This window comes from Streptomyces soli (assembly GCF_003999195.1).
Classification (GTDB): Bacteria; Actinomycetota; Actinomycetes; order Streptomycetales; family Streptomycetaceae; genus Actinacidiphila; species Actinacidiphila soli.
Window position 1 is genome coordinate 1 of record NZ_RJVR01000058.1, and the last position, 24,204, is coordinate 24,204.

Here is a 24,204-nt window from a genome sequence, read left to right on the forward strand (position 1 = left end):
CGGCGGCTCGTGCGGCGTGGTCGGGGTCGGCCGGGGGCTGATCGGCGGCCTCGGACAGGTCGAGGGCGGTGAGGTCGGCGGTGACGGCGGCCTCCTCGCGCTGCCACTGCTCCGCGCGCAACTCGAGGCGCTGCCGTTCGTGCTGGGGCAGCAGGGCAGCGTCCGCCGACTCGGGCGTGTCGAACCCGGCGCGGTAGGCGGCGTCGGCGAGTCTCGCGTCGGCCTCCTTGACGCGCTGGGCGGTCTCCTGTTCCGTACGGACGGTTTGCGCGGCGAACGCAACCTGCTCGATGTCGGCGGCAAGGCGGGTGCGGCGCTGGGCCACGGTGGCGTACGGGCCACGGGCGCGGGCCAGTTGTCCGGCAAGGTCGGCATGCTGGCGGTCCAGGCCTTCGCGGTGGGCGGTGAGGGTGGCGATGCGGGTGGCGGCCTGGCGGCGTTCGGCGGCGCGGCGGTCGTGCTCGGCCTCGGCGCGGTCGAGGGCTTCGCGGGCGGCGTGGGCGTCGGCGGCGAGGGCGGCGTTGTCGGCGTACTCGCGGTCCACGGCGGCGTGGGCGGCGTCGAGTTCGGCGGCGGGGGCCGGTCCGGCCTCTGCGTGGGCGGCGTCGAGGGCGGCGCGGGCCCGGCTCACCGCGTCCTGGGCGTCGCCCTGGGTGGTGAGGGCCAACTGGTAGGCCGCGTGGGTGCGTTCCTCGTCGTCGGCGGTGATGCGGGCGCCGGAGGGTTGGGCGGGGTCGGGGTGTTGGGGGGAACCGCAGACCAGGCAGGCGTGGCCGTCCTCGAGCTCGGCGGCGAGTTCGGCGGCGATGCCGGCGATGCGGGCCTCGCGCGTGTCGTGCCAGGCCTCGCGGGCGTCGGCGGCCGTGTCGCGGGCGGTACGCAGGCGTTCCTCGGCCCGCTGGAGGGTTTGGGCGTGGTCGTCGCGGGCGCAGGCGGCGTCGAGCTTGCGGCGTGCCTGGTCGCGGGCGGCGGCGAGTTCGGCGGTGCGGGCGCTGGCGGCCTGGGCGGAGTCGAGGCGCTGCCGCAGCGCCTGGCGGGAGGCCTCCCAGCCGTCGAGCCAGGCGTCGGCGTCCGCGACGAGCTGCTCGGCCCCGCGTGTCTCGCGCTCCAGGCGGTCGCTTTCGGCGGTCAGTTCGGCTGCGCGGTGTTCGGCGCGCCCGGCCTCGGCGAGGGCGCCGAGTTCCTCACGGAGCCGGTGTTCGTGCTGGGTGAGCTGGCCGGCCCCGGCTTCGGTGAGTCCGTCAGGCAGACCGGTCCTGGCGGCCCGCTCGGCGGCCTGGGCGGCGGTGTGCTCGCGGGCGGCCTTCTCCCGCAGGTCCAGGGCGGGTTCGACGGCGGCGGCTCGGCGGGCCTGCTCCAGCCGGGAGCGGGTGGCGTCGCGTTCGGTGCGTACGGCGGCCAGTTCGGCGGCGCGGCGGACGGCGGCGGCGTGCCGCTGCTGGAGGGCGTACAGCTCCCGTACGGAGTCGGCCTCGCGCCGGGCAGCGGTGTGCGCCGCCTCGGCCTCGCGCAGGGCGGCCTGGGCGATGCCGTCCTGTTCGCGGGCGGTGGAGCGCAGGATGGCGGCCCATTGGAGGATGTGCTCGGCGAGTTCGGCGTCACCGGGCGTCCAGTCCGCGGGCGGTTCGGCGCCTTCGCCGGCCGCCTGCTGCATGCGGTGGGCGAGGTTGACCAGTTCCTGGTCGCCGGTGCGGATGTGCTGTTCGGCGGTGCGGCGGCGGTCGTGGAGCCAGTCCTCGACGGCCTTGAAGCGGCGGGTGTCGAAGAGCCGCCCCAGCAGCGCGGCCCGCTCGGTGGCCCCGGCGCGCAGGAAGCCCGCGAACTCGCCCTGCGGCAGCAGCACGACCTGGCAGAACTGCTCCTTGCTCATGCCGATGAGCCGCAGCAGCTCCTCGCCGACCTCCTGGTGGGACTTGGACAGCGCTCGCCACTGGCCGCCGGTGTGCTCGCGCAGCAACGTGACGGCCTTGTCGGGGGTCATGCCGGTGCCGCGTTTCTTGGGTCGCAGCTGCTCGGGGCGGCGGGTGATCTCCAGCCGCCGCCCGCCGACAGTGAGGTCGAGGACGACCTCCGTGGGCGTGTCGGGGTCGGCGTGGTCGCTGCGCAGCCGGGCGAGCGGGCGGGCGCCCGGCACGCCTCCGTAGAGCGCGAAGCACACGCCGTCCAGGACGGAGGTCTTGCCGGCGCCGGTCGCGCCGTGCAGCAGGAAGATCCCGGCGGAGGCCAGCTCGTCGAAGTCGACGCTCTGGCTGCCGGCGAAGGGGCCGAAGGCGCTGAGGGTGAGGCGGTGCAGGCGCATCAGTTGACCTCCGCCCGGACTTCGGCGGCGCGGACCGCGTCGAGGGCGTCGCTCAGCACATCCCGCTCGCGGGGGTCGGGGGCGGAGCCGCGTACATGGGTGACGAAGTCCTCGGCGATCTGCTGGTCGGTGCGGCCGCGCAGCCGCTGGGCGTACGAGGCGAGCGGGTCCTCGCCGGTGCGCTCGGGCTCGAAGGCCAGGGCCAGGGCGTGCGGGAAGCGCTTGCGCAGCCGGGCCATGGGCTCGTGCGGGCGGTGCGGGTCGGTGAGGGTGGCCTCGACCCAGGAGTCCTCGTGCCGTTCGTGGGCCGGGTCGGCGAGCAGGTCATCGAGGCGGCCCCGGAGCCGGGCCAGCGGCCGGGGCACCGGGCAGGCGACGCGCTCGGCGGTGACCGCGCCGTCCGCGCCGAGGTCGACCAGCCACATGCTCTTGCGGTGCTCGGCCTCCGAGAAGGAGTACGCGAGCGGCGAGCCCGAGTACCGCACCCGCTCCGTGATCGTCTGGCAGCCGTGCAGATGCCCCAGGGCCACATAGTCCGCCCCGTCGAACACCTCCGCCGGCACGGCCGCGACCCCGCCCACCGTGATGTCCCGCTCGCTGTCGCAGGCTGCCCCACCGGTGACGAAGGCGTGCGCCAGCACCACCGACCGGGTCCCCGCCAGGCGCCCCGCCAGATCGGCGCGCACCCGCTCCATGGCGGCGCCGAGCACCTCGGTGTGACCGGCGCGGCTGAGCCCGAACTCATCGCGTACGAGGGCCGGTTCGAGGTACGGCAGGCCGTAGAAGGCGACCTCGCCGTGCTCGTCGGCCACCACCACCGGCGCCGCGCAGCCGGCCGGGTCGGTACGCAGGTGGATCCCGGCGCGGTCGATGAGGCCGGCGGCGACGCCGAGGCGGCGGCCCGAGTCGTGGTTCCCGGAGATCATCACCGTGGGCACCCCGAGACCGGCGAGCCGGTGCAGGGCGTCGTCGAACAGCTCGACGGCGGGCAGCGAGGGCAGCGCCCGGTCGTAGACATCACCGGCGACGAGGACCACGTCGACGCGCTCGGCGCGCACCACGCTCACCAGGTGGTCGATGAAGGCCGCCTGGGCGTCGAGCAGACCGACCCGGTGGAAGGACCGTCCCAGATGCCAGTCGGAGGTGTGCAGAAGCCTCAAGAAAACTCTCCGAACCGCATCTCGCCCCTCCTCGGTCCCGGGAACCGTCGCCACACGAATCGGTCCGGGACCCAGTCTTCAGCAGGGACCACCGTAGTCCCAGTCGGTCCTCGCTCTCTCACGGCCCTCAGAGCCTGTCGGGTGACCTCTGATCGGGCGACCACGCCTCCCCCAGCCTGGCGGCTGGGAGGTGCCCCCAGGCACGCACGCTTCCCGCGTTGCCGAAATGCCCTAGTAGCTCTCCCCCAGCCTTCGGCCGGGAGGTACCCCCACCCCCAAGCTCTCGGCTTCGCTCGAGCAGGGGGGACCCCATCGAGGACATCCTCCCCCAGCCTGGCGGCTGGGAGGTGCCCCCAGCGCCTTGGAATCGCACGCACCAGACCGCGTCCGCTCTCCGATCGAAGGTCACCCGACAGGCTCTCAGTGTTGCACTCACGTCCGACAGTCGGCGGCCGCTCGGCGCAAAGCGCCCCAATGCGCCACGACCGGACCATGGCAGAGGGCAGGCGGTGACTAGCCGTCCACGTCCACGTACGCGGTGCCGGTCGTCTCCATCACGGCCGCCCCGGCGGTGGCGTCGGCCAACCACGCCCGGAAGGCGCCGAGTTCCTCCTCGGGCACGCCCAGGTCGATACGTACGTCCGCGCCGTAGTGGACCTCGCGCACCACGCGGCCGGCCGCCCGCAGGTCGTTCTCCAGCTTCCCGGCCCGCTGATGGTCGGCCGCGACCGTCACCAGGGCGAGCTTCTGCCGCTCGATGGTGCCCAGCTCGTCGAGGGCGGCCGAAACCGCGCCACCGTAGGCGCGGACGAGGCCTCCGGCGCCGAGCTGGACGCCACCGTAGTAACGGGTGACGACCGCGACGACGTCGCGGATCTCGCGGCGCAGCAGCACTTGGAGCATGGGGGTGCCGGCGGTGCCGCCGGGTTCGCCGTCGTCGCTGGCCTTGTGGATGCGGCCGTCGGCGCCGATGACGTAGGCGAAGCAGTTGTGTGTGGCGCCGGGGTGCTGTTTGCGGATCCGCTGGACGAAGGCCTGCGCGGCCTCCTCGCTGGCGGCCGGGGCCAGTGCGCACAGGAACCGCGAGCGCTTGATCTCGCTCTCGTGGACACCCTCGCGCCCGACTGTCAGATACCGCTCCGCCATTCCCCCAGCCTATGCGCAGCCCGTCGGCAGGCCGTTCAGGAGACCGTGCCGAGGTGCTGCTCGAAGCTGTCGAGGATCTGGGTGGCGCCGGCGACGGCCTGGTCGCACGAGTAGGGGCCGACGAGGTTCTGGTGGTAGGTGGCGAGGGTCTGGCCGTCGCGCTCGGAGAAGGTCGCCGTCATCACCACCGGCTCGTCCGGTGTGTCGATGGTCCACACGATCTTCTGGCCCTCGACCACCTCACGGTAGGCGCCGGACATGGGCATCTCGCCGGCCGGGGTCTCCAGGACCGCCTTCCACGGGGCGCCGGCGCGTACCTCGAGCTCGACCGAGCCGGGCTTGGCGTGGAACCACTGCTGGAAATGCACCGGGTCGGTCCAGGTGGCCCACACCGTGGCGAGGGGTGCCGGGAGGGTCCGGGTGATGGTGAAGTCGTTGTCCGTCGTCGTGACCGTCTGCTGTGCCATGTCTCTGCTCCTTCGTGAACCGTGTCGGCTGTCGAAGGGGTAGACGGTCCGCCGGCCAGGAACTCATCGCTGCGCGCGAGGTGGGGTTCGCAGGGAATCTCCCGCAGCGCGCACCGGTTGGCCAGGAGAGCAGACCTTCCATCCCTCAGGAGGCAGCCGTGTACGGCGACCCAGCGGCCATTCGCAAGATCCTCACCGAGGTCGGTGACACCTGGGCCGTCGTCGGCCTGTCCACGAACCAGCGCCGGGCCGCGTACGGCGTGGCCGACGTACTGCAGCGCTACGGGAAGCGGATCGTGCCCGTGCACCCGAAGGCCGAGACCGTGCACGGCGAGAAGGGCTATCCCTCCCTCGACGCGATCCCCTTCGAGGTCGATGTCGTCGACGTGTTCGTCAACTCCGAGCTGGCGGGACCGGTCGTGGACGAGGCGGTGGGCATCGGGGCGAAGGCGGTGTGGTTCCAGCTCGGCGTCATCGACGAGGAGGCTTACCACCGGGCGCGGGAGGCGGACCTGCTGATGGTGATGGACCGCTGCCCGGCGATCGAAATCCCTCGCCTGCGCTGAGCCGGGGCGGGTAGCGTGCGGGCATGTCAGACGTACGCCTCGCCCGACCCGATGACGCCGCCGAACTGGTACGGCTGCGCCGCCTGATGTTCCAGGCCATGAGGGGCCGTGACGAGCCCGGGGAGTGGGAGGCCGCGAGCGAGAAGCTGCTGCGCGCGCAACTCGCGGGCGAATCGGGGGTCACCGTGGGGGCGTTCGTGGTCGACGGCGACCCCGGCGGCGGCGCGGCGCATCTCGCCGCGTGCGCGGTCGGCACGATCGAGCAGCGCCTGCCCGCGCCGGGGCACCCGACCGGCCGGTTCGGCTTCGTCTTCAATGTCTGCACCGACCCGCGCTACCGGGGCCGCGGCCATGCCCGCACCACCACCGAGGCGCTCCTCGACTGGTTCGCCGTGCAGGGCGTCACCCGGGTCGACCTGCACGCCACCCCCGCCGCCGAGCACCTCTACCGGGGCTTCGGCTTCACCGAGCACCCGACGGCGCTGTCGCTGGACGTCAGTGGGCGGGTCCGGGCTCCGCGATGAGCGCGGTGCCGACGCGGCGGAAGCCCAGCCGAGCGTAGATGCGTGCCACGTCCTCGTCCCCTGCGGACAGGAAGACCGTGCGCAGGCCGTTGGCCAGCGCGTCCTGGACCAGGGCGGCGGTGACGGCGAGGGCGAGGCCGCGACGGCGGGCGCTGGGGAGGGTACCGATGCCGACGATCTCGCAGACGTCGCCGACCGGGTTGTACTGGCCGGCGCAGAGGGATGTCGTGCCGTCGACGGCGGCGGCGAAGACGGTGAGGCCGGCCAGGATGCGGCCGGTGGCGCGCTCGATGGTGGCGTGGTCGGCGTGGAGCGGCACCAGGGCGGTGAGGGCGGTGGTGTCGGCGGTTCCGATGCGGGTGCCGGGGTCGGCGAAGGCCAGGTGGGAGACGGTGAGGGCGGTGGGCAGGGCCGGGTCGGCGCCGGCCAGGATGCGTACGGACACGCCGTCGGCGGGCGCGGGGACCGCCGGGGCGGGCGCGTCCGGGTCGAGGACCATCAGGGGGTGCGCGTGCACCGACAGGCCTGCCTCCTCGGCCGCCGCGCGCAGGGTGGGCGAGGTCTCGTGGACCCATTCGAAGGCCTCGGGTACCCGCAGTTCACGCTGCCGGGCGCGGACCCGGGCCACGTCGGCGGCACTGACCGGCCCGGGGTGGCCGAGCGCGGCCCGCGCGTAGAAGGGCCAGCCCAGGCCCTCGCGGACGAAGAGGATGAGCGGTCCGTGGTCCTCGACGCGGGCGCCTGCCCGGGGCACCGCGTCGTAGAAGCCCTCCAGCCGGTCCAGCAGGGCGGTTTCGGCGGTCATACGGGCAGCCCCAGCCCTTCGAGGACGACGGCACCCGGCAGCCCGGCCAGCGCCTTGCCGGGTACGAGCAGCTTGCCGCGCCTGCGGCCGCTGCCGATGACGACGTACGGAGAGTCGGCGACGGCCGCGTCGACGAGCAGCGGCCAGCCTGGCGGCAGGCCGATGGGGGTGATCCCGCCGTACTCCATGTCGGACTCGCCGACGGCGGTGTCCATCGGGGCGAAGGAGGCCTTGCGGGCGCCGATGTGGCGGCGGACCAGGCCGTTGACGTCGGCGCGGGTCGTGGCGAGGACGACGCAGGCGGCGAGGGTCACGTCCTGGCCGCGCTTGCCGGCGACGACCACGCAGTTGGCCGACTGCTCCAGCGTCACGCCGTAGGTCTCGGCCCAGACGGCGGTGTCGGCCTTGTCGGAGTCGCTGTCGACGTGGATCAACTCCTCGACCGGCACCTCGCCCTGCCAGCCGGTGAGCGCGGCGGCGACAGGCGGGGGGAGCAGGCCGAGGACCTCGATGGCCGGCCGGGCCTCGTCGAACTTTCCGATGGGTGCGTGCATACGAAGAACGCTAGCCGAGCCGGTCAGCGCGGTGGCGGGGGGATGGACACGACGGACGGCACAGGGCTCGCGCCGGGGCTCGCCCCGGCCGGGTCGGTGCTGGTGGCGGCGGCGTGAGGGAGCCCACCTCCCATTGTCTGCTCGTCGCAGCCCTGAAGCTCCGCCCACTCCGCCAGCGCGATCAGCTGCTCCGCCGTCGCCTCCGCCGGGATCGGGACAGGCGGCGGGGTGCGCAGCGGGGGCTGCCAGCCGGCTTCCGGGTCCCAGCGGCGCACGATCCGGGCGGGTGCCCCGGCGACCACGGCGTGGTCCGGCACCTCGCCCCGTACGACGGCGCCGGCCGCGACGACGACGTTGCGGCCGAGGCGGGCGCCGGGCAGGATCACCGCGCCGGCGCCGAGCCAGCTGCCGGAACCGATCTCGACGGGGGCGGAGCGGGGCCACTGGCGGCCGACGGGCTGGTCGGTGTCGTCGTACGAGTGGTTGTCACTGGTGACATAGACGTAGGGGCCGCAGAAGACGTCGTTGCCGAAGACGACCGACTGCGAGGCGATGACGTGGCTGCCCCGGCCGAGGACGACGCCGTTGCCGAGCCGCAGGATGGGGTCAGGGCCGAGGTCGAGGCCGGGCATCATGCCGGCGGTGAGGGTGACCTGCTCGCCGATGATGCAGTGGTCGCCGAGGTGGATCCAGGGCTCGCCGAAGACGGTGCCCTGGGGGAAGGCGAGGCGGGTGCCGATGCCTATTCGGCCGAAGCGCAGCGGGCCGGGGCGCTCGGCGGTAACGGCGCCCGCGGACTGTATCCACCGCCACCCGCGGTGGACCGCGCGGGAGGCGGTTCGGCGGCGCCAGGCCGCCAAGGCCCGGGCCCCGGAGGAGAACAGGTTCTCGTTTTTCGGCACCTGCTCACCGTACAGCTCAGGCATCGCTCCCTCGCAGCCCGGACGACCAGGCGGCTGCGATGCGGGCGGCCAGCCGCACATTGCCCCGTACAGCGGCCAGGTTGGCCTCCAGCGAGGCGCCGGCGGTGCCCTCGACCAGCTGGCCGAGCAGGAACGGGGTGACGGCCTGCCCCTTGATGCCCTCGCGTTCGGCGGCGGCCAGCGCCTCGGCCAGGACGCGGTCGTGCAGGGCGGGGTCGAGCTGCTGGTCCTCCGGGACCGGGTTGGCGACGATCAGCGCGGCGGGCGGCCCGCCGAGCGCGTCCTGGGCGGCCATGACGGCGGCCGCCTGCTGCGGGCTGTCGAGCGTCCAGTCCACCGGCAGGCCCGAGCTGGTCAGGTAGAAGCCGGGGAATTCGGCCGTACGGTAGCCGGCGACCGTCACCCCGAGCGTCTCCAGGCGCTGCAGCGTGGCCGGGACATCGAGTATGGACTTTACCCCGGCGCAGACCACCGTGATCCGGGTCTGGGCGAGCAGTCGCAGGTCGGCCGACTCGTCCTGGTCCTCGGTCCAGCCCCGGTGCACGCCGCCGAGGCCGCCCGTGGCGAAGACCCGCAGCCCGGCACGCGCGGCGAGGAAGGCAGTGGCGGACACGGTGGTCGCGCCGCTGGCGCCGGTGGCGAGGGCGACCGGAAGATCGCGGTGGCCGAGCTTGCGCAGCCCCTCGTCGGCGGCTATCCGCTCCAGGCCCTCCTTGTCCAGCCCGATCCGCGGCACCCCGTCGAGCACGGCGATGGTCGCGGGGACGGCGCCCTGCTCGCGTACGGTGTCCTCCAGCTCGACGGCCACCTCGTGGTTGCGGGGGCGCGGCAGGCCGTGCGAGATGATCGTGGACTCCAGGGCGACCACGGGCGCGCCCTGCTCCAGGGCGGCGGCGACTTCTTGGGAGAGCTTGGCGTTCACGTTCTACGCGCTACCCGCCGCGCGATCACCGCAATCGCGCGGCTACGGTGCTGAGCGACACACCCGAAGCCCTGAGACGGAGGCGGAAGACCATGGTGGAGCGGGCGGCGCTGGTGGCGGGCGTGGCGGGGCACAAGCCGCAGCTGGACCCGGACGCGTTCACTGCGGCGACCTCAGTGGTCCTGGGCAACGTGACGATGGCCGCCGGGTCCAGCATCTGGTACCACACCGTGCTGCGCGGCGACGCCGAGGCGATCCGCATCGGCGCCGACAGCAATGTCCAGGACAACTCCACCGTGCACGCCGACCCCGGCTTCCCCGCCGTCATCGGCGAGCGGGTCACCGTCGGCCACAACGCGGTGCTGCACGGCTGCGTGGTCGAGGACGACGTCCTGGTCGGCATGGGCTCGACCGTCCTCAACGGCGCCCACATCGGCTCGGGCTCACTGGTCGCAGCGGGCGCCCTCGTACCGCAGGGCATGCGCGTGCCGCCGGGCTCGCTGGTGGCGGGGGTGCCGGCCAAGGTGCGTCGCGAACTCACCGCCGAGGAGCGGGAGTCAGTACGGCTCAATGCCGAGCACTACGTCCTGCTGGCGCGGGAGCACCGCGCCGCCTTCACGCAGGAATAGGGCCTGTCCGGCGGATCAGGGCCGGGTCCACGACGCCCGGCACGGCACCTCGCTGCGTTGCCGAAACGCCCGGATAGCTCCGCTATCAGGACGCTCCGACGCCTTGCGATGCACCGCACCAGACGCCGCGGCCTATCCGACCCTGATCCGCCGGACAGGCCCTATGCCGCGGTTCCGAGTCAGTCGGCGACGGCCGCCGGCTCGGGCTCGGCGTCCGTCGCGGCCATGGCGGCCCTGGCCCGGCGGCGTACGACCAGGAACGAGCCGAGGCCGAACAGCAGCGCCACGCCCAGACCGACGTAGGAGAAACGCTGGAGCCAGGGCTCGGCGACCACACCGACGTAGTAGATGACGGCCGTCGTGCCACCGGCCCAGACGACCCCGCCGAGCACATTGGCGGTGAGGAACTTCCAGTACGGCATCTTCAGCACGCCCGCCAGCGGCCCGGCGAAGATCCGCAGCAGCGCGACGAAGCGGCCGAAGAACACCGCCCACATGCCCCAGCGCTCGAAGGACGCTTCGGCGGTGGCGATGTGGCCGGGCGAGAAGTGCTTGGGGAATCTGCGGCCCAGCCGGTCGAAGAGGGGTCTGCCGCCCCGGCGGCCGATTGCGTAGCCGATGGAGTCGCCGATGATCGCCCCGGCGGAGGCGCAGGCGCCGACGATCACCGGGTTGACGTGCCCCTGGGAGGACAGCAGCGCGGCGCTGATGAGGATGATCTCGCCGGGCAGCGGAATGCCCAGGCTCTCCACGCCGATCACCAGCGCCACCAGCAGGTAGATGCTGATCGGTGGGATGGTCCCTAGCCACTCCTGGACGTGCAAGGCCGCTTCCTCCCCGAAGGCGCTGGGTCTCACCGCAGCGTAGCCGACCCCGGCGGGGCCTCGGCCCGCGCGTGCTCAGGAGTTGGGGCGCAGGGTCCAGATGATCGTCATCTCGCCGGTGACGGCGCCGTCCTCGCGCTGGATGGACACGTTGACGGGGAACTCGGGGCGCTCCCCGGCGTCGAGGTCGGCGATGACCTCGGTGATGGGACGGCCCAGGGTCGCGGTGGCGGTGACCGGGCCCATGGCGAGCTTCTTGTACCCGATCTCGGCCGTCACGGCGAGCGGTACGGCGCGCGAGAGCTGGTCGCCGAAGGCGCCGAGCACGATGGCACCGCTGGCCGATTCCGCGAGGGTGAACATGGCGCCGGCGTGCGGGCCGCCGACGTGGTTGTGGAAGTCCGGCTGGTCGGGCAGCCGGACCACGGCGCGCTCGGCCGTGGTCTCCACGAACTCCAGATTGAGGGTGCGGGCCATGGGCACGGCGGCCGCCATCAGCTCGCCTATCGAGGACAGTGTCTCGGACATGCCCGGATGTTACCAGCAAGTAATGAAGCTTGGCGCCCCCTGGAGACAGCCGTATAAGGAGGGCCGTAAAAAGGCTTTGCGGCGGGACCGCCCGCCCGCGATAGTCCTCCGGGTGATCTCCCCCACCGCGCCCTCGCGCCCGACACGCCTGCCGGCCTGGGCGGGGCGGAACTTCCGGCTGCTGACGGCCTCGGCCGTCGTGACGAACCTCGGCAGCGCCGGGTCGGTGATCGCCGCCGCGTTCGCCGTACTGCAGGCCGGCGGCAGCGGGACGGACATCGGGCTCGTCGCGGCGGCGCGCACCCTGCCGCTGGTGGTCTTCATGCTGATCGGCGGCGCGATCGCGGACCGGCTGCCGCGCCACCACGTCATGGTCGGCGCCAACGTCCTCAACGCCGCCTCGCAGGCGGTCTTCGCGGTGCTCGTCCTGTCCGGGTCCGCCCGCATCTGGCAGATGGCCGCGCTGTCCGCCGTCGGCGGCACCGCCCTGGCCTTCTTCGGACCGGCCGCCCAGGGCATGGTCCTGGCGACCGTGGACCGTACGAACGCCGGCCGCGCCTTCGCCGTCTTCCGGATGGCGTCCAACGGCTCCAACATCGGCGGCGCTGCGCTGGGCGGCGCCCTCACCGCCGCCTTCGGTCCCGGCTGGGTGCTGGCCGTCGATGCCTGCTCCTTCGCGCTGGGCGCGCTGCTGCGCACCCTCCTGCGGGTCGGGGACGTCGTCCGCCCCAAGGGCGACAGCATGGTGCGGGAACTGAGGGACGGCTGGCGGGAGTTCGTCTCGCGCCGCTGGCTGTGGGCGATCGTGGTGCAGTTCTCGGTGGTCAACGCCGGCATCGTCGCCACGGACGCGGTCTACGGTCCGCTGGTCGCCGACGACCGCCTGGGCGGGGCCGGGCCCTGGGGCGTCGCGCTGGCCGCCTTCGGAATCGGCAACGTCCTGGGCGGTCTCCTGCTGCTGCGCTGGCGGCCGCGCCGCATCCTGCTCGCCGGCACGCTCTGCATCTTCCCCTGGGCCCTGCCGCAGATCGCCCTCGCGGCGGCGGCCCCGGCCCCCCTACTGATCGCGGCGATGCTGGTCAGCGGCGTGACGATCGAGGTCTTCGGGGTGACCTGGATGCTGGCCCTCCAACAGGAGATCCCCGAGGAGAAGCTGTCCCGGGTCTCCGCCTACGACGGCCTCGGCTCCTTCGCCCTCATCCCGGTCGGCACCGCGCTGGCCGGACCCGCCGCCGACGCCTTCGGCCTCTACGGCGCCCTGTGGGGCTGCGCCGCGCTGACCGTGCTCCTGACGGCGGCCGTCCTGCTCGCCCCCGAGGTACGCACGCTCACGCGCACCGACGCCCCGCCCGCCGCCGCTTCCTCCGGGGCAGTCACTCAACCCACGCTGAAGGCGCCCCCCGGCGGCTCGGGCGAGGGCACCGCACCGCTGTCGTAGACCGGGCTCGCCCCTGCGGCGAAACGTTCCAGCGCACTGCCGTGCATCACCCGCGCCGGGAAGGCGTCGGCCGCCACCCGCCGGGCCAGGAAGTCCAGCGGCAACTCCCGGCGGCCCGCGACGATCACCGTGTTCCCGAAGCGGCGCCCGCGCAGCACCCCCGGCTCCGCGATCACGGACACCTCCCCGAAGACCCCACGCACGGTGGCGATCTGCGAGCGCAGGAAGTCGAAGGGCGCCGCGTCGGCCAGATTCGCCAGATACAGGCCGTCGGGGCGCACCACGCGCCCCGCCTCGGCCAGGAATTCGGCCGTCGTCAGATGCGCGGGCACCCGCGCCCCGCCGAACACGTCGGCCACCAGCACATCCGCGCTGTCGTCCGGCGCCCCCTCCAGCCACGCCCGGGCGTCCCGCGTGTGCAGTGCGATCTCCCGCGCCGACCCGTCCAGCGGTACGTGCTCCGCCACCAGCGCCGCCAGCCCCCGGTCCGCCTCCACCACCTGCTGCCGCGACCCGCGCCTGGTCGCCGCCAGATAGCGCGGCAGCGTCAGCGCCCCGCCGCCCAGGTGCACCACGTCCAGCGGCAGCCCGGCGGGCGCCGCGGCGTCGAGGGCGTGCGCCAGCCTGCGTACGTACTCGAACTCCAGGTATGCCGGCTCGTCGAGGTCCACGTACGACTGCGGCGCGCCGTCGACCGTCAGCAGCCAGGCGCGCGGCCGGTCGACGTCGGGCATCAGCTTCGCCGTGCCGAAGTCCACGGCGCGGGTCACCGGTATCGGCTCTGGATCCGGCTCGCCCGGGGGTCGCACGTCCACCGGCCCATTGTCGCGTACCGGCCCCGCCCCTGGAGGCAGGACCGGTACGGCCCCCTACTGACCGAGCAGCTCGGTCACTGTTCCCGCGCCGACCGTGCGGCCGCCCTCGCGGATGGCGAAGCCGAGACCCGCCTCGAGCGGCACCGGCCGGCCGAGCTCGACCGTCATCTCGACGGTCTCCCCCGGCAGCGCCATCCCGGCCTCACCCAGGTCCACGTCGCCCACCACGTCGGCGGTACGGATGTAGAACTGCGGCCGGTAGCCACTGGCGACCGGCGTGCGCCGCCCGCCCTCCGCCGCCGGCACGACGTACACCCGCGCCCGGAAGCGCTGACTGGGCGTCACGCTGCTCGGGGCGGCGACGACATGCCCCCGGGTGACGGCGTCGCGCTGCACACCGCGCAGCAGCAGCGCCACGTTGTCCCCGGCCTGCGCCTCGGCCATCGGCTTGCCGAAGGTCTCGACGCCGGTGACCACCGTCTCGGTGTCGGCGCCCAGGACTTCGACCCGGTCGCCGACCCGCACCGTGCCGCGCTCGACGGCGCCGGTGACGACCGTGCCGCGCCCGCTGATGGTGAACACGTTTTCCACCGGCAGCAGGAACGGCGCGTCCGTGTAGCGCACCGGCACCGGCACGTACGCGTCCACCGCGTCCAGCAACTCCCCGATCGCCCCCGTCCACTCCGGGTCGCCCTCGAGCGCCCGCAGCCCGGACACCCGGACCACCGGCACCCGCTCCCCCGGATACCCCTGGGCGGACAGCAGCTCTCGCACCTCCAGCTCGACCAGGTCGGCCAGCTCCGGGTCCCCGGCGTCGGCCTTGTTGAGCGCCACGACGATGTGCTCGACGCCCACCTGGCGGGCGAGCAGCACGTGCTCGGCCGTCTGCGGCATGATCCCGTCGAGCGCCGACACGACGAGGATCGCCCCGTCGAGCTGCGCCGCGCCCGTGATCATGTTCTTGACGTAGTCCGCGTGACCCGGCATGTCGACATGCGCGTAGTGCCGCGTCTCCGTCTCGTACTCCACGTGCGCGATGGTGATCGTGATCCCGCGCGCCGCCTCCTCCGGAGCCTTGTCGATCCGGTCGAACGGTACGAAGGTGCCACTGCCGCGCTCCGCCAGCACCTTGGTGATCGCGGCGGTCAGCGTCGTCTTGCCGTGGTCGACATGGCCCATCGTGCCGATGTTCAGGTGCGGCTTGGTGCGCACGTACGCCTGCTTGGACATGCTTGCTTTCCATCTCTGCGAGATTCCGTACGGGACCCCTGGGCCGGACCGACCCTCCCCCTGCGGGGTCCGCCGGTATCACCGGGGAGGGTCAACGTCGGGCGCCGTCGAGGAAAGCAGCCAGGGCAGCCTTCAGCGCGTCCGCGACTGCGGACGAATCTGCGAGGAAGGCGTACCGGAACATGCCACGATGATCGGCTAGGAACCCGGCCCGCGTCGAACGGTTTTCCGCGCGTTCGGCTCCTTCGGCGCGTGTTTCAGCGCCTCGCGCACCGACAGCGGCGACAGCCGTTCCCGCGCCGAGGCTACGAAGCCGTACACCGCGTCCGAGTCTGTGTACGCGTACTCGCGCAGCGCCCAGCCGATCGCCTTGCGGATGAAGAAGTCGGGGTGGGCGGCCTGGCGCAGGCAGTAGCCGAACAGCCGGTCGGCGTCGGTGGCCTGCTTAGAACGCAGTTGGTGCAGGAGGGCCGTGCGGGCGACCCACAGGTTGTCGTCGGTGATCCAGTCGTCCATGACGGCGACAAGCCCGTCGTCGGCGCCGACGAGCGGGCCCACGACATGGGCGGCCAGCGGATCGACCGTGTCCCACCAGGAGTTGGTGATGACGAAATGCCGGACGGCCGGGAGGAAGCCCGAGGAGCAGCGGCCGACGTACCGGCGCAGGTAGTCGACGGCGAAGTACGCGTACTCGCGCTCGGGCAGCGCCCAGCAGCGCAGCGCGACGGCCCCGCAGTCGGCCTCGTCCGGCGCGGGCAGGCCCGTCAGCACCTCGCGGGAGAGCTTGCGCCGCTCGGGCGTCGGGATGCCGAGGAAGGGAAAGGCGCCGCGCATGTACGCGGCCGCCGACGCGGCCCGGGCCCGATCCGTGGCAGCGCCGTACGCCGAGGTCAGGCGGGGCAGCAGGTCGTCGGCGAGGGCGCTTGCGGGCGGTTTCGGGGCCACGTTCACACCGTACTGGGGTGCCACGCGGGCGGTGCGGGATGGCCGAGCGGCTCCGGAGGGACGGTTTCCTCGACTACGCTCCTGGGGATGCTCGACAGTCCTGCTGCTCCCGCCGGCCTCACCCTGCGCACGACGCGTGCGCTGCTGTCGCCGTGGGCGCGGCTCGCCCTCCTGGTCGCGCTGCTCGCCGCCGCGGCGGCCTCCGTGCTGGTCTGGGATCCGCAGCGGCTGCTGGCGCACGGCTGGCCGGCGCAGTTGACGGGCGCGGCGGCGGTGCTGCTGTTCGGGGTGGCGTACGGGTTGTGCGCGGTGGCCTTCGTGCCGAGGCCGCTGCTGAACCTCGCGGCCGGCGCCCTGTTCGGCGCCCAGCCGGGCCTGGTGGCCGCGCTCGGGGGGACCGTGCTGGGGGCCGGGCTGTCCTTCGTGCTGGGCCGGGTGCTGGGGCGGGACGCGCTGCGTCCGCTGCTGCGCGGGCGGCTGCTGCTCTCGCTGGACCGGCAGCTGAGCCGGCACGGCTTCCGGAGCATGCTGGCGATGCGGCTGTTCCCCGGCGTCCCCTTCGCGGCCGCCAACTACGGCGGCGCCGTCTCCGAGATGCGCCTCGCGCCGTTCCTGGCCGCCACCGCCCTGGGCAGCGTCCCCAACACCGCCGCGTACGTCATCGCCGGCAGCCGCGCCTCGACCCCGACCTCGCCGGCCTTTCTGCTGGCCATGGGCTTCATCGCGGTGACCGGGCTCGCGGCCGTGGTCGTCGCCTGGCGGCGACGGTCGCGACCGCGAGCCGCCACCGGTCAGTGACCGATCGCCTGCCAGAGGGTGACGGCGACCGCGCAGAAGCCGGTGAGGACGGCGACGCCCTGGAGTGGCCATCGGCCGCGTTCGAGGGCCGTGACGCGCGATTCGAGCTCGTCGAGGCCCTTCTCCGTCTGTTCCCCACGCTGCACCAGCAGGGCGAGTCGGCCGTCCATCCGGGTGAAACCGACATCAAGGCTGTGGCGCAGCTCGGTTAATTCCGCGGTGATGGTTACGTGATCGGGCTCCGTCATTGCCCGGGCACCCCCTTTCTTCAGTTGGGCGCCGCACGCCCGCCGCGGGGGAGGCGCGACGGGCGGCGGCCGACAGGGCGGGGAGGTTCTCGGGTCCCGGCCCGCCCGACCACTCAGCGGCACGCACAGTGAACCGCGTCCGCATCAGCGCGGGAAGCGTGTGCGGCGCAGGGAGTTGGGTGGGCGATTCACAACCCGTGCGAAAGCCGGAGTACTACGATGCCCGCACCCGGTCAGACCTGGGGGGTGTCCGTGGAACCCAACATTCTTCTCGACGCGCTGCTGTCGGAGTCCGGCCTGTCGCACGCCGGTCTCGCCGCCCGCGTCAACGCGGCGGGCAGAGGCGAAGGGTTGACGCTCAGTTACGATCGTACGGCCGTCACCCGCTGGATCGGGGGACAGCGGCCGCGCGGCCGGGTTCCCGATCTGCTCTGCGAGGTGCTGGGCCGGGAGGTACGGCGGCCGCTGTCCCTGGGCGACATCGGGATGCGCTCGCCGGGGAGCGTCCAGGGCTCGCCCGGGATCCCGCTGTCCGGCTTCGTGGACGCCGCCACGGCCCTCTGGCGCTCCGACGAGAAACGCCGCCCCGGCGTCCGCAACGCCACGCCGCTGACCGGCACGGACGCCGTCATTCCGGTATGGGAGTGGGAGAACCCGCCCGAGGACACCGATGTGTCCCGGGGCGGCCGCGACCAGGTGGGCATGGCGGACGTGGCCATGCTGCGGGCCGCCCGTACGCACTTCGAGGGCCTCTACCGCAGCGCCGGCGGCGTGGCCACCAGGGACCGGGTCACCGGCTTCCTCACCGGCGAGGCCGCGCCGATGCTGCGCGGCAGCTACAGCGACGCGGCGGGCCGCCACCTGTGCCGGGCGGTGGGCGGACTCGTCGGCATCGCAGGCATCTGCGCGTACGACGCGGATGCGTACGGCCTGGCCCAGCGCTACTTCCACCAGGCGTTACGGCTGGCGAAGGCCTCGGGCGACCGGCGCCTGGGTGCCTGCGTGGTCGGGATGCTGGTCTACCAGTCGCTGTGGCTGCGCGACTTCCGGCAGGCCGTCGCCTTCGCGGAGGCCGCGCTGCGCACCGCCGGCGCGCACATCACCCCCGCGCTCACGGCCGACCTGTACGCGATGCAGGCGAAGGCGTACGGACACCTCGGCGATCCGTCCGGGGTGGCCCGCTGCGCCCGGCTGGCGGTGACTGCGGAGGGACGTATACGCGCCGAGGAGGAGCCGTCCGAGACCGGCTACGTCCAACCGGGCCTGGTCGACGTGCAGTTGGCGGAGGCATATCTCAGCCTGGGCGAACTTGCCCCCGCCCACGAGCACGCCCGCCGCGCCGCCGGACTGCCCGCGCACCCACGCGGGCGCGTGCACCGGCTCGCGGTACTGGCCCATGTGGAGCTGCGCCGGGGGCGGCTCGACCACGCCTCGGCGCTCGCGACGGCGATGGTGGAGCAAAGCCGGGGCATGGAGTCGCAACGGTTGCGTGACCGCTTCCGGTCCGTACGACAGCATCTGGCCGCATATGACGGAGCAATATCCGTCCAGGCCGTCGAGCTTCTTGACGAGGCTCTGCGCGTCCCGTTGTGACCGCCGCCGTGCTGCGATGTTGGCAGCGACACGGCGGAAGGCGGCGGCATGCGTTGGAAGAATCTCGGGGAGCACACCGTGTACGAGAACCGATGGTTCAGGGTGAACCTCGCCGATGTCGAGCTGCCCGACGGGAGCCATCTCGACCACTACCTGATCCGGCTGCGGCCGGTCGCCGTCGCGACCGCCGTCAACCGCGACAACGAGGTCTTACTCCTGTGGCGGCACCGCTTCATCACCGACAGCTGGGGCTGGGAACTCCCGGCCGGCGTCGTCGAGGACGACGAGTCCATCGAAGCCGCCGCCGCCCGCGAAATGCTCGAGGAGACCGGCTGGCGCCCCGGCCCCCTGCGCCACCTCCTCACCCTCGAACCCTCCAACGGCCTCACCGACGCCACCCACCACGTCTACTGGGCCGAAGAAGCGACCTACGTCGGCCACCCCGAGGACGACTTCGAGTCCGACCGCCGCGAATGGGTGTCCCTCAAAGCCGTTCCCGACCTGGTCGCCCGAGGTGACGTCCCCGCCGCCAACATGGCCGCCGCGCTGCTGATGCTGCACAACATACGGCTGGGCTGAAATGCTGTCGCGCGGTTGACGGAAGGTCAGTTCGCGCCGTCCGGCCAGTCCGCATACGGGATCCGCGAGATCTCCAGGACCTCCCCCATCGTCCCCCACTCGTCCTTCCCCAGCCGCGACAGCGGCCGCAGCTTGCGCACATCCGGATGCCCCTCCACCAGCACCGCCTCGGACACCGCGGCATGTACCACCCGCCCGAACACCACCGTCGAGTCCCCCAGCAACACCGTGCTGTGCAACTCGCACTCCAGCGCGACCGGCGACGCCGCCACCCGCGGCGGCTTCACCAGACTGCTCGGCTCCCGGGCGATCCCCACCTCGTCGAACTCGCTCACCCCGTGCGGAAAGTCCGTCGCCGTGGCATTGACCTGCTCGAAGAGATGCTCCGGCGCCAGATTGACCACGAACTGCCGCGTGGCCTCGATATTGCGCAGCGAATCCTTTCGCCCCACCGAGGTGAACTGCACCACCGGCGGGCTGACGCACGCCACCGAGAAGAAGGAGTGCGGAGCGAGATTCGCAACAGACCGTGCTGACAGCGTGGACACCCACGCAATGGGTCGAGGGACCACCACCGCCGTGAGCAGGCGGTAGAAGTTCCTGGTGTCCATGGCCTGAGGATCGAAATCGACGCGCATACCGACCAGTATCAACGGTGGCGAGCGCGGATCGTACCGAGACTCCCCGGCGTCTCCAAGCTGCGGTTTCTGACGAAGGTGCCCGGCATCCCCGGCCCGCTCCAGGACGACCAGATCCTCACGGGGCTCGTCCGTCCGCCGGGCGTCCGGACATCGCCGGGCTCTCATAGCTTCCGCCGGAGAGCTCCACCAGGTCCACGCCCAGCGGTGCCAGCATGGCGATCACCCGCTGCGCGTCGGCGACCTCGAAACCGCCGCGTTGGAAGTCGGCGGAGTTGAGTTTGACCGCCACCGCGAACTGCGGTGCCACTGTGGCGCGGACCTTGCGGACCACGTCGAGCAGCAGCCGGGCGCGGTTGTCCAGGGAGCCGCCCCAGCGGTCGGTCCGGACGTTCGACAGCGGGGAGAGGAACTGTGAGAGTAGGTAGCCGTCAGCCGCGTGGATCTCGACGCCGTCGAATCCGGCCTTCTCCGCCAGCCGCGCCGTGTCGGCGAAGCGAGCGACCGTGTCGGCGATCTCCTCCTCGGTCATCGCGACGGGCTGGGCCAGGCGCTTGCTCTGCTTGCCGATGTCGACCCTGATGGCGGAGGGCCCCCATGCCACACCGGGCATTTCCGCGAAGACCTGGCGGCCGGGGTGGTTGATCTGCATCCAGACCGCGGCGCCCCCGGACTTCGCGGCCTTCGCCCACCGGGTGAAGGGCTCCAACGGGGAGTCCGCGTCCAGCACCACACCGGCCGGGCCGGTCATCGCCTGCGCGTGCACCATCACGTTCCCGGTGATCAGCAGCCCGGTGCCGCCCTCGCTCCAGCGGCGGTTGAGCCGCAGCAACCGCTCGTCGGGCAGTTGGCCGTCCCCCGCGAGGTTCTCCTCCATGGCCGCCTTGGCGATGCGGTTGGGGAGTACGGAGCCGTTGGCCAGTGCCCGTAGCCCCGCGTGGCGGCCGGGACCGAAGCGGCTGCCCGCACCGACTGCGAATCGATGATTCCCGCGGTCGGCTCGGCGGATCGCCCCTCACTCTCGCGGACCCGGCCCCGCAGCCGGCAATCACACGACCGGGCAGCCGAGTTGAACTCTGAAGGCGACAACGCGTACAACTGCGACAAACAGGGCCTCCTGGCGCTCGGCCAGACTCAACACCTTCCGAATCGCCAAGGGGCCCTGCCCTCATGCACCGATCACCCCGAGATCATCCGATCCAGAACCTTGTTCGAGCCCCAAGGTCGATGATCGGTAATGCGTTCGACCTCGCGGCGTTCTGCGGCGGGGCGTTTGCACTCGGGTGGGCAGCCCTCCGCTCGGGCAGACGTCGACGGTCCAGATCCTGTACTTGCCACAGAGGACAGAAGGGGCCCCTGGCCAGCGGTGACGCCGGCCAGGGACCCCTTTACGCGATCAGCCTACGTCAGCCGTCGTTCTCCGACGACGGGATGTAGGCGCCAGGCACGTCCTTCGGCGCGAAGATCTTGCTCTCGCCGGGGTACGGCGTCTTCCACTCGTGCGTCTGGTACCACGTGAGGTGGTTCATCTGCGCGGGGTTCGCGTAGTCGGGCACGGCGTTGGGCCCGGTGAGCCGCTGATGCGACTTCCAGGCGTCCCACTTCGCCGCGAGGGCCTGCATGTCCGCCGGCACCTTCGACGACGGCACGGGCGCTGCACTGGGGTTCTGCGGCGCCGGGGTGTCCACGCCGCAGGAAGGCGCGGTCTTCAGACCATCGGTCAGCGAGGTCCGGTTGGGCAGCGCGGTGAACGGTGTGACGTTCGGATTCTGGGTGAACGCCCCACGCATCGGGGTGGCCGCGCTGTCCTTCTGGTTCATCGGGTGGATCCCGAGGATCTGCTCGATGGTGCGGATCATCGTGATCTGCGAGTAGTAGTGGTTGTCGACGGTGCCGTGCTGGGCGTAGGGGCTGATGATCTGGATCGGGGCACGGTGGCCGTCGACGTGGTCGAGGCCGGCCTGGGAGTCGTCCTCGACGACGAAGATCGCCGAGTCCTTCCAGTACTTGCTGTGCGAGATCGTGTCGACCATCCGGCCGACCGCGAGGTCGTTGTCCGCGACCTGAGCGGCCGGGCTCGCCGGACCACCGGTGTGGTCGTTGGAGAGCCAGAACATGTTCAGGTTCGCCGGACCGTTCTTCTCGAAGTCCTGCTTCCAGATGTCTTCCTTGTAGATGTCCGGGACGCTGGTGTCGAACAGCGGGAAGCCAGGCACCGACACCTTGTTGAGCGATGGGATCGCCGAGCCCGTTTGAATGGGGTAGGCGGTCTTCTGCCCGGTCGCCTGCATGTTCTTGGTGTCGCAGTACAGGTTCTGCCAGGACGCGCCGGACGGCTTGCTCTCGAACGACTGGAACTCGCCGAAGTCCTTGACGGACTTCCCAGCCGCCTGCGCACCGGTCCAGATGAAGCCGGACTTCTGGTGGCCGAGAGCGTCGTCCTCGGTGTCGTAGCTGCGCGTGTACTCACCGGCCGAGGACTCGGTGTACTCCGGGTCGTCGGCCTGCATCAGCCAGTTGTGGCCCTCGGCGGAGTTCGTGCCGATGTCGTACGTGTTGTCGTACAGCCCGAACTGCTTTGCCAGCGCGTGCTGGTTCGGCGTCACGTTCTCGCCGAACTGCGTCAGCGACGGGTCGCCGTTGCCCTGCGGGATGTCACCGAGGACCTGGTCGTAGGTCCGGTTCTCCTTGACGATCATGAAGACGTGCTTGATCGTCGAGGGGTCGCCGAGCTTCACCGGGACCGGCACCGGCTTCGCGTCGCCCTTGCCCTGGGTGACCGAGCCGCCGTGCCAGCCGTTCTGGGTGAAGACCTTGCCGGTCTCGGACTTGATGACGCTGTCGTCCGGCAGCGTGAACTGCGTCAGGCTCGACGTCGTGTCGTGGGTGCCGTGCCCGGCCTTGTTGGTGGGGCGGAGGGCGTCGATACCACGGGTGTTGGAGACGACCACGTTCTTGCCCACGGTGGTGATCTCCGCGGGGAAGTAGTCCGTCGGGAGCAGGCCGACGTAGCTGGCCGGCTCCTGCGGGGAGGTGTACCGGTAGACGGCGACCGCGTTGGCGCGGCCGAGCGTCACCAGCAGGTGACCGTCGTCGGTGAGCGTCACCGCGTTGGGCTCGTAGCCGACCGATGCCTCCGGCCACGGCTGGGTGGCGATGGTCTGGACGACCTTGTCGTTGGCGGTGTTGATGACCGACACGTTGTTGTCGGCGGTGTTGGTGACGAACACCGCCCCGTTCTTGGCGTACACCGCGGTCGGGTGCAGACCGACGTCGATGCTCGCGGCGGCGGCAGACGCGTCCGCCAGGTTGATGACGCTGACCGTGCCGGTGGTGGTGGCACCGGTGTCCGGGTTGGCCGGCACCTGGGTGCCGTAGGAGTTGATCGTGGTGTCGCCGGCCTTGGCCGGACGCCCGCCCTCGTTGCTGACGTAGAGCTTGTTGCCGACCATGGCGATGCCACGGGGGGCGTTGCCCACGGTCCAGCTCTGCTTGATGGTCCCGGTCGCCGCGTCGATGGCGACCACCCGGTTCTGGCCGTTGACCGCGGAGTACACGGTGGAGCCGTCGGCCGAGAACACCGCAGCGCCCACCAGTGCGTGCTTGGAGCCGTCCGCCGGGATGTTGACGGCCGTCGGGTTGGAGACCGTGCCGTCCGCGTTCACGGTGAACTTGGTGTAGCCGTCGCTCTGGCCCAACCACAGCTGCTTGCCGTCGGGCGAGTACGTCGGGCCCTCCTGGCCGACGGCGCCGCTGCTGATGCGCAGGTTGTCCGCCGCGTTGGTGCCGACCTTCTGCTTCACCTGCCCGGTCTTGAGGTCCATGACGACCAGCGCAGCGTCACCGTCGGCGACCGCGGCCGCGAGAATGCTGCCATCCGGGCTGACCGTGGACGACATGATCTTGCCGTCGTTGATGACGGTGCGGCTACCGTACGGGTCGATGTACTCATCGGAGGAGACAACCTGGCCGTTAGCGGTGACCTGGCCGACCTGCTGGGTGCCGAACTGCTGCGTCTGGGCAACAGCGGTGCCCGTGACGCCGAGGGCGACCGCGATGCCCACCGTTACCAGAGTGGTCCGGCGGCCGACGCGTCGACCCAAAAGGCTGATCTGCGCCTTCTCGTCAGTCCGACGCTGCCGTATTACCTGCATTGAAGTTATCCCTTCGGGGTGGTGTCGAGCAGTTCGACGTTGCCGTCGAACTGCCAAAGCGGGTTCGGTGCGTCCCCGGTCGGGGTGCGCACCAGGAAGTAGCCGTTCACTTCCTTCGGTCCGTCGCCATCGGCGATGAACCGCCCGTTCGCGGTGACGTCGAGTTGGTAGATGGCCGTCCCTGTGACCTCGACGTCGGGGAGATGCCAGGAGACGACGCAGCGCCAGTCGTTACCCGCCCCCTGGGGGGCGACATGGCCGCCGCTCTTGTTGCACGCCGCCGTGACCCGCAGTTGCGCCTCGGTGACGGCGGGGCGGTTAAGCTGCTGGGTCTGCATGCGGTAGAGGTGGGCGAAGGCCGTGGCGACCGACCGCTGGACCTTGCCCTGCTCGATTCCGGAGCCCATGGACGGGGTCGT

Annotated in this window: 24 protein-coding genes and 2 pseudogenes; 7 read left to right on the top strand and 19 right to left on the bottom strand. The window is 72.0% G+C overall.

Annotated features, from left to right (window positions below):
• From EFK10_RS04280 to EFK10_RS04295, 4 genes are all read right to left on the bottom strand, one after another.
• A partial coding sequence (locus EFK10_RS04280) for an AAA family ATPase (RefSeq protein WP_164835818.1) occupies positions 1 to 2,299 on the bottom strand: 2,299 nt, incomplete at its 3' end.
• Positions 2,299 to 3,459, bottom strand: coding sequence for an exonuclease SbcCD subunit D (locus EFK10_RS04285; RefSeq protein WP_127354440.1), 1,161 nt, complete (start codon positions 3,457 to 3,459; stop codon positions 2,299 to 2,301). The genes EFK10_RS04280 and EFK10_RS04285, both read right to left, overlap by 1 nt.
• Before the next feature lie 513 nt (positions 3,460 to 3,972).
• Positions 3,973 to 4,605 carry a YigZ family protein gene (locus tag EFK10_RS04290; RefSeq protein WP_127354441.1) on the bottom strand — a complete coding sequence of 211 codons (633 nt, stop codon included), beginning with the start codon at positions 4,603 to 4,605 and terminating at the stop codon, positions 3,973 to 3,975.
• A 35-nt stretch (positions 4,606 to 4,640) separates the two neighbouring features.
• On the bottom strand, positions 4,641 to 5,072 hold the full coding sequence (locus tag EFK10_RS04295; protein WP_127354442.1) for an SRPBCC domain-containing protein: 432 nt from the start codon (positions 5,070 to 5,072) through the stop codon (positions 4,641 to 4,643).
• Between the two features lie 158 nt (positions 5,073 to 5,230).
• Between EFK10_RS04295 and EFK10_RS04300 the strand changes: the two genes are divergently transcribed.
• Together EFK10_RS04300 and EFK10_RS04305 are read left to right on the top strand one after the other, a co-directional pair.
• Positions 5,231 to 5,638, top strand: coding sequence for a CoA-binding protein (locus tag EFK10_RS04300; protein WP_127354443.1), 408 nt, complete (start codon positions 5,231 to 5,233; stop codon positions 5,636 to 5,638).
• 23 nt (positions 5,639 to 5,661) lie between these two features.
• Complete coding sequence (locus tag EFK10_RS04305) at positions 5,662 to 6,162, top strand: GNAT family N-acetyltransferase (protein ID WP_127354444.1); 501 nt, start codon at positions 5,662 to 5,664, stop codon at positions 6,160 to 6,162.
• Here EFK10_RS04305 and EFK10_RS04310 read toward each other — a convergent pair.
• Genes EFK10_RS04310 through EFK10_RS04325 form a run of 4 tightly spaced genes read right to left on the bottom strand, consistent with a single transcriptional unit; the run spans position 6,134 to position 9,366 of the window.
• A complete protein-coding gene (locus EFK10_RS04310) occupies positions 6,134 to 6,967 on the bottom strand; it encodes a GNAT family N-acetyltransferase (protein WP_127354445.1) in 834 nt (277 codons plus the stop codon). The two genes, EFK10_RS04305 and EFK10_RS04310, sit on opposite strands and share 29 nt — an antisense overlap.
• Positions 6,964 to 7,521 (bottom strand): YbaK/EbsC family protein, encoded by a 558-nt coding sequence (locus EFK10_RS04315; protein ID WP_127354446.1) that lies wholly within the window; start codon positions 7,519 to 7,521, stop codon positions 6,964 to 6,966. The genes EFK10_RS04310 and EFK10_RS04315 overlap by 4 nt, the downstream gene beginning before the upstream one ends.
• A 23-nt stretch (positions 7,522 to 7,544) precedes the next feature.
• Positions 7,545 to 8,423, bottom strand: a complete 879-nt coding sequence (locus tag EFK10_RS04320) for an acyltransferase (RefSeq protein WP_407646999.1) — start codon at positions 8,421 to 8,423, stop codon at positions 7,545 to 7,547.
• A 16-nt stretch (positions 8,424 to 8,439) separates the two neighbouring features.
• Entirely contained in the window at positions 8,440 to 9,366 is a 927-nt protein-coding gene (locus tag EFK10_RS04325) for a pseudouridine-5'-phosphate glycosidase (protein WP_127354448.1), read from the bottom strand.
• Between the two features lie 92 nt (positions 9,367 to 9,458).
• Here EFK10_RS04325 and EFK10_RS04330 point away from each other — a divergent pair, with 92 nt between their 5' ends.
• On the top strand, positions 9,459 to 9,995 hold the full coding sequence (locus tag EFK10_RS04330) for a gamma carbonic anhydrase family protein (protein ID WP_127354449.1): 537 nt from the start codon (positions 9,459 to 9,461) through the stop codon (positions 9,993 to 9,995).
• A gap of 179 nt (positions 9,996 to 10,174) precedes the next feature.
• Here EFK10_RS04330 and EFK10_RS04340 read toward each other — a convergent pair whose 3' ends face one another.
• Positions 10,175 to 10,819 carry a DedA family protein gene (locus EFK10_RS04340; protein ID WP_127354450.1) on the bottom strand — a complete coding sequence of 215 codons (645 nt, stop codon included), beginning with the start codon at positions 10,817 to 10,819 and terminating at the stop codon, positions 10,175 to 10,177.
• 75 nt (positions 10,820 to 10,894) lie between these two features.
• Positions 10,895 to 11,347 (bottom strand): DUF4442 domain-containing protein, encoded by a 453-nt coding sequence (locus tag EFK10_RS04345; RefSeq protein WP_127354451.1) that lies wholly within the window; start codon positions 11,345 to 11,347, stop codon positions 10,895 to 10,897.
• 112 nt (positions 11,348 to 11,459) lie between these two features.
• On the opposite strand from EFK10_RS04345, the gene EFK10_RS04350 reads away from it, so the two are divergent.
• Positions 11,460 to 12,785, top strand: coding sequence for an MFS transporter (locus tag EFK10_RS04350; protein ID WP_240676976.1), 1,326 nt, complete (start codon positions 11,460 to 11,462; stop codon positions 12,783 to 12,785).
• Here the strand turns inward: EFK10_RS04350 and EFK10_RS04355 are convergent.
• The 3 genes from EFK10_RS04355 to EFK10_RS04365 all read right to left on the bottom strand — a co-directional run bounded on the left by EFK10_RS04355 (position 12,725) and on the right by EFK10_RS04365 (position 15,775).
• On the bottom strand, positions 12,725 to 13,519 hold the full coding sequence (locus EFK10_RS04355; RefSeq protein ID WP_127354460.1) for a spermidine synthase: 795 nt from the start codon (positions 13,517 to 13,519) through the stop codon (positions 12,725 to 12,727). The genes EFK10_RS04350 and EFK10_RS04355 overlap by 61 nt on opposite strands.
• Positions 13,520 to 13,654: 135 nt before the next feature.
• Positions 13,655 to 14,830 (bottom strand): elongation factor Tu, encoded by a 1,176-nt coding sequence (gene tuf, locus EFK10_RS04360; RefSeq protein ID WP_127354453.1) that lies wholly within the window; start codon positions 14,828 to 14,830, stop codon positions 13,655 to 13,657.
• Positions 14,831 to 15,028: 198 nt separating this feature from the next.
• Complete coding sequence (locus EFK10_RS04365) at positions 15,029 to 15,775, bottom strand: DNA alkylation repair protein (protein WP_127354454.1); 747 nt, start codon at positions 15,773 to 15,775, stop codon at positions 15,029 to 15,031.
• A gap of 87 nt (positions 15,776 to 15,862) precedes the next feature.
• Between EFK10_RS04365 and EFK10_RS04370 the strand changes: the two genes are divergently transcribed.
• Positions 15,863 to 16,573, top strand: coding sequence for a TVP38/TMEM64 family protein (locus EFK10_RS04370; RefSeq protein ID WP_127354455.1), 711 nt, complete (start codon positions 15,863 to 15,865; stop codon positions 16,571 to 16,573).
• Here the strand turns inward: EFK10_RS04370 and EFK10_RS04375 are convergent.
• On the bottom strand, positions 16,567 to 16,821 hold the full coding sequence (locus EFK10_RS04375; protein ID WP_127354456.1) for a hypothetical protein: 255 nt from the start codon (positions 16,819 to 16,821) through the stop codon (positions 16,567 to 16,569). The two genes, EFK10_RS04370 and EFK10_RS04375, sit on opposite strands and share 7 nt — an antisense overlap.
• A 252-nt stretch (positions 16,822 to 17,073) precedes the next feature.
• On the opposite strand from EFK10_RS04375, the gene EFK10_RS04380 reads away from it, so the two are divergent.
• Together EFK10_RS04380 and EFK10_RS04385 are read left to right on the top strand one after the other, a co-directional pair.
• Positions 17,074 to 18,414 (top strand): transcriptional regulator, encoded by a 1,341-nt coding sequence (locus EFK10_RS04380; RefSeq protein ID WP_127354461.1) that lies wholly within the window; start codon positions 17,074 to 17,076, stop codon positions 18,412 to 18,414.
• Positions 18,415 to 18,462: 48 nt separating this feature from the next.
• Entirely contained in the window at positions 18,463 to 18,993 is a 531-nt protein-coding gene (locus EFK10_RS04385) for an NUDIX hydrolase (RefSeq protein WP_127354457.1), read from the top strand.
• 26 nt (positions 18,994 to 19,019) lie between these two features.
• Here the strand turns inward: EFK10_RS04385 and EFK10_RS04390 are convergent, their stop codons facing one another.
• The 5 genes and pseudogenes from EFK10_RS04390 to EFK10_RS04405 form a co-directional block, all read right to left on the bottom strand.
• Positions 19,020 to 19,631 carry a flavin reductase family protein gene (locus EFK10_RS04390; protein WP_127354458.1) on the bottom strand — a complete coding sequence of 204 codons (612 nt, stop codon included), beginning with the start codon at positions 19,629 to 19,631 and terminating at the stop codon, positions 19,020 to 19,022.
• 118 nt (positions 19,632 to 19,749) lie between these two features.
• Entirely contained in the window at positions 19,750 to 20,553 is an 804-nt protein-coding gene (locus EFK10_RS04395) for an oxidoreductase (RefSeq protein ID WP_322973276.1), read from the bottom strand.
• Positions 20,554 to 20,558: 5 nt separating this feature from the next.
• Positions 20,559 to 20,672, bottom strand: a pseudogene (locus tag EFK10_RS49485) (IS5 family transposase); the annotation flags it as partial.
• Between the two features lie 365 nt (positions 20,673 to 21,037).
• Entirely contained in the window at positions 21,038 to 23,785 is a 2,748-nt protein-coding gene (locus EFK10_RS04400; RefSeq protein ID WP_127354459.1) for a bifunctional YncE family protein/alkaline phosphatase family protein, read from the bottom strand.
• Between the two features lie 5 nt (positions 23,786 to 23,790).
• A pseudogene (locus EFK10_RS04405) lies at positions 23,791 to 24,204 on the bottom strand (ABC transporter permease); the annotation flags it as partial.

Bases quoted from the DNA above. Each gene is read 5' to 3' on its own strand.
- EFK10_RS04290 (WP_127354441.1), bottom strand. From the start codon at position 4,605: ATGGCGGAGCGGTATCTGACAGTCGGGCGCGAGGGTGTCCACGAGAGC.
- EFK10_RS04295 (WP_127354442.1), bottom strand. From the start codon at position 5,072: ATGGCACAGCAGACGGTCACGACGACGGACAACGACTTCACCATCACC.
- EFK10_RS04305 (WP_127354444.1), top strand. From the start codon at position 5,662: ATGTCAGACGTACGCCTCGCCCGACCCGATGACGCCGCCGAACTGGTA.
- EFK10_RS04310 (WP_127354445.1), bottom strand. From the start codon at position 6,967: ATGACCGCCGAAACCGCCCTGCTGGACCGGCTGGAGGGCTTCTACGAC.
- EFK10_RS04315 (WP_127354446.1), bottom strand. From the start codon at position 7,521: ATGCACGCACCCATCGGAAAGTTCGACGAGGCCCGGCCGGCCATCGAG.
- EFK10_RS04330 (WP_127354449.1), top strand. From the start codon at position 9,459: ATGGTGGAGCGGGCGGCGCTGGTGGCGGGCGTGGCGGGGCACAAGCCG.
- EFK10_RS04345 (WP_127354451.1), bottom strand. From the start codon at position 11,347: ATGTCCGAGACACTGTCCTCGATAGGCGAGCTGATGGCGGCCGCCGTG.
- EFK10_RS04355 (WP_127354460.1), bottom strand. From the start codon at position 13,519: ATGCCCGACGTCGACCGGCCGCGCGCCTGGCTGCTGACGGTCGACGGC.
- tuf (WP_127354453.1), bottom strand. From the start codon at position 14,830: ATGTCCAAGCAGGCGTACGTGCGCACCAAGCCGCACCTGAACATCGGC.
- EFK10_RS04370 (WP_127354455.1), top strand. From the start codon at position 15,863: ATGCTCGACAGTCCTGCTGCTCCCGCCGGCCTCACCCTGCGCACGACG.
- EFK10_RS04375 (WP_127354456.1), bottom strand. From the start codon at position 16,821: ATGACGGAGCCCGATCACGTAACCATCACCGCGGAATTAACCGAGCTG.
- EFK10_RS04385 (WP_127354457.1), top strand. From the start codon at position 18,463: ATGCGTTGGAAGAATCTCGGGGAGCACACCGTGTACGAGAACCGATGG.
- EFK10_RS04390 (WP_127354458.1), bottom strand. From the start codon at position 19,631: ATGCGCGTCGATTTCGATCCTCAGGCCATGGACACCAGGAACTTCTAC.
- EFK10_RS04400 (WP_127354459.1), bottom strand. From the start codon at position 23,785: ATGCAGGTAATACGGCAGCGTCGGACTGACGAGAAGGCGCAGATCAGC.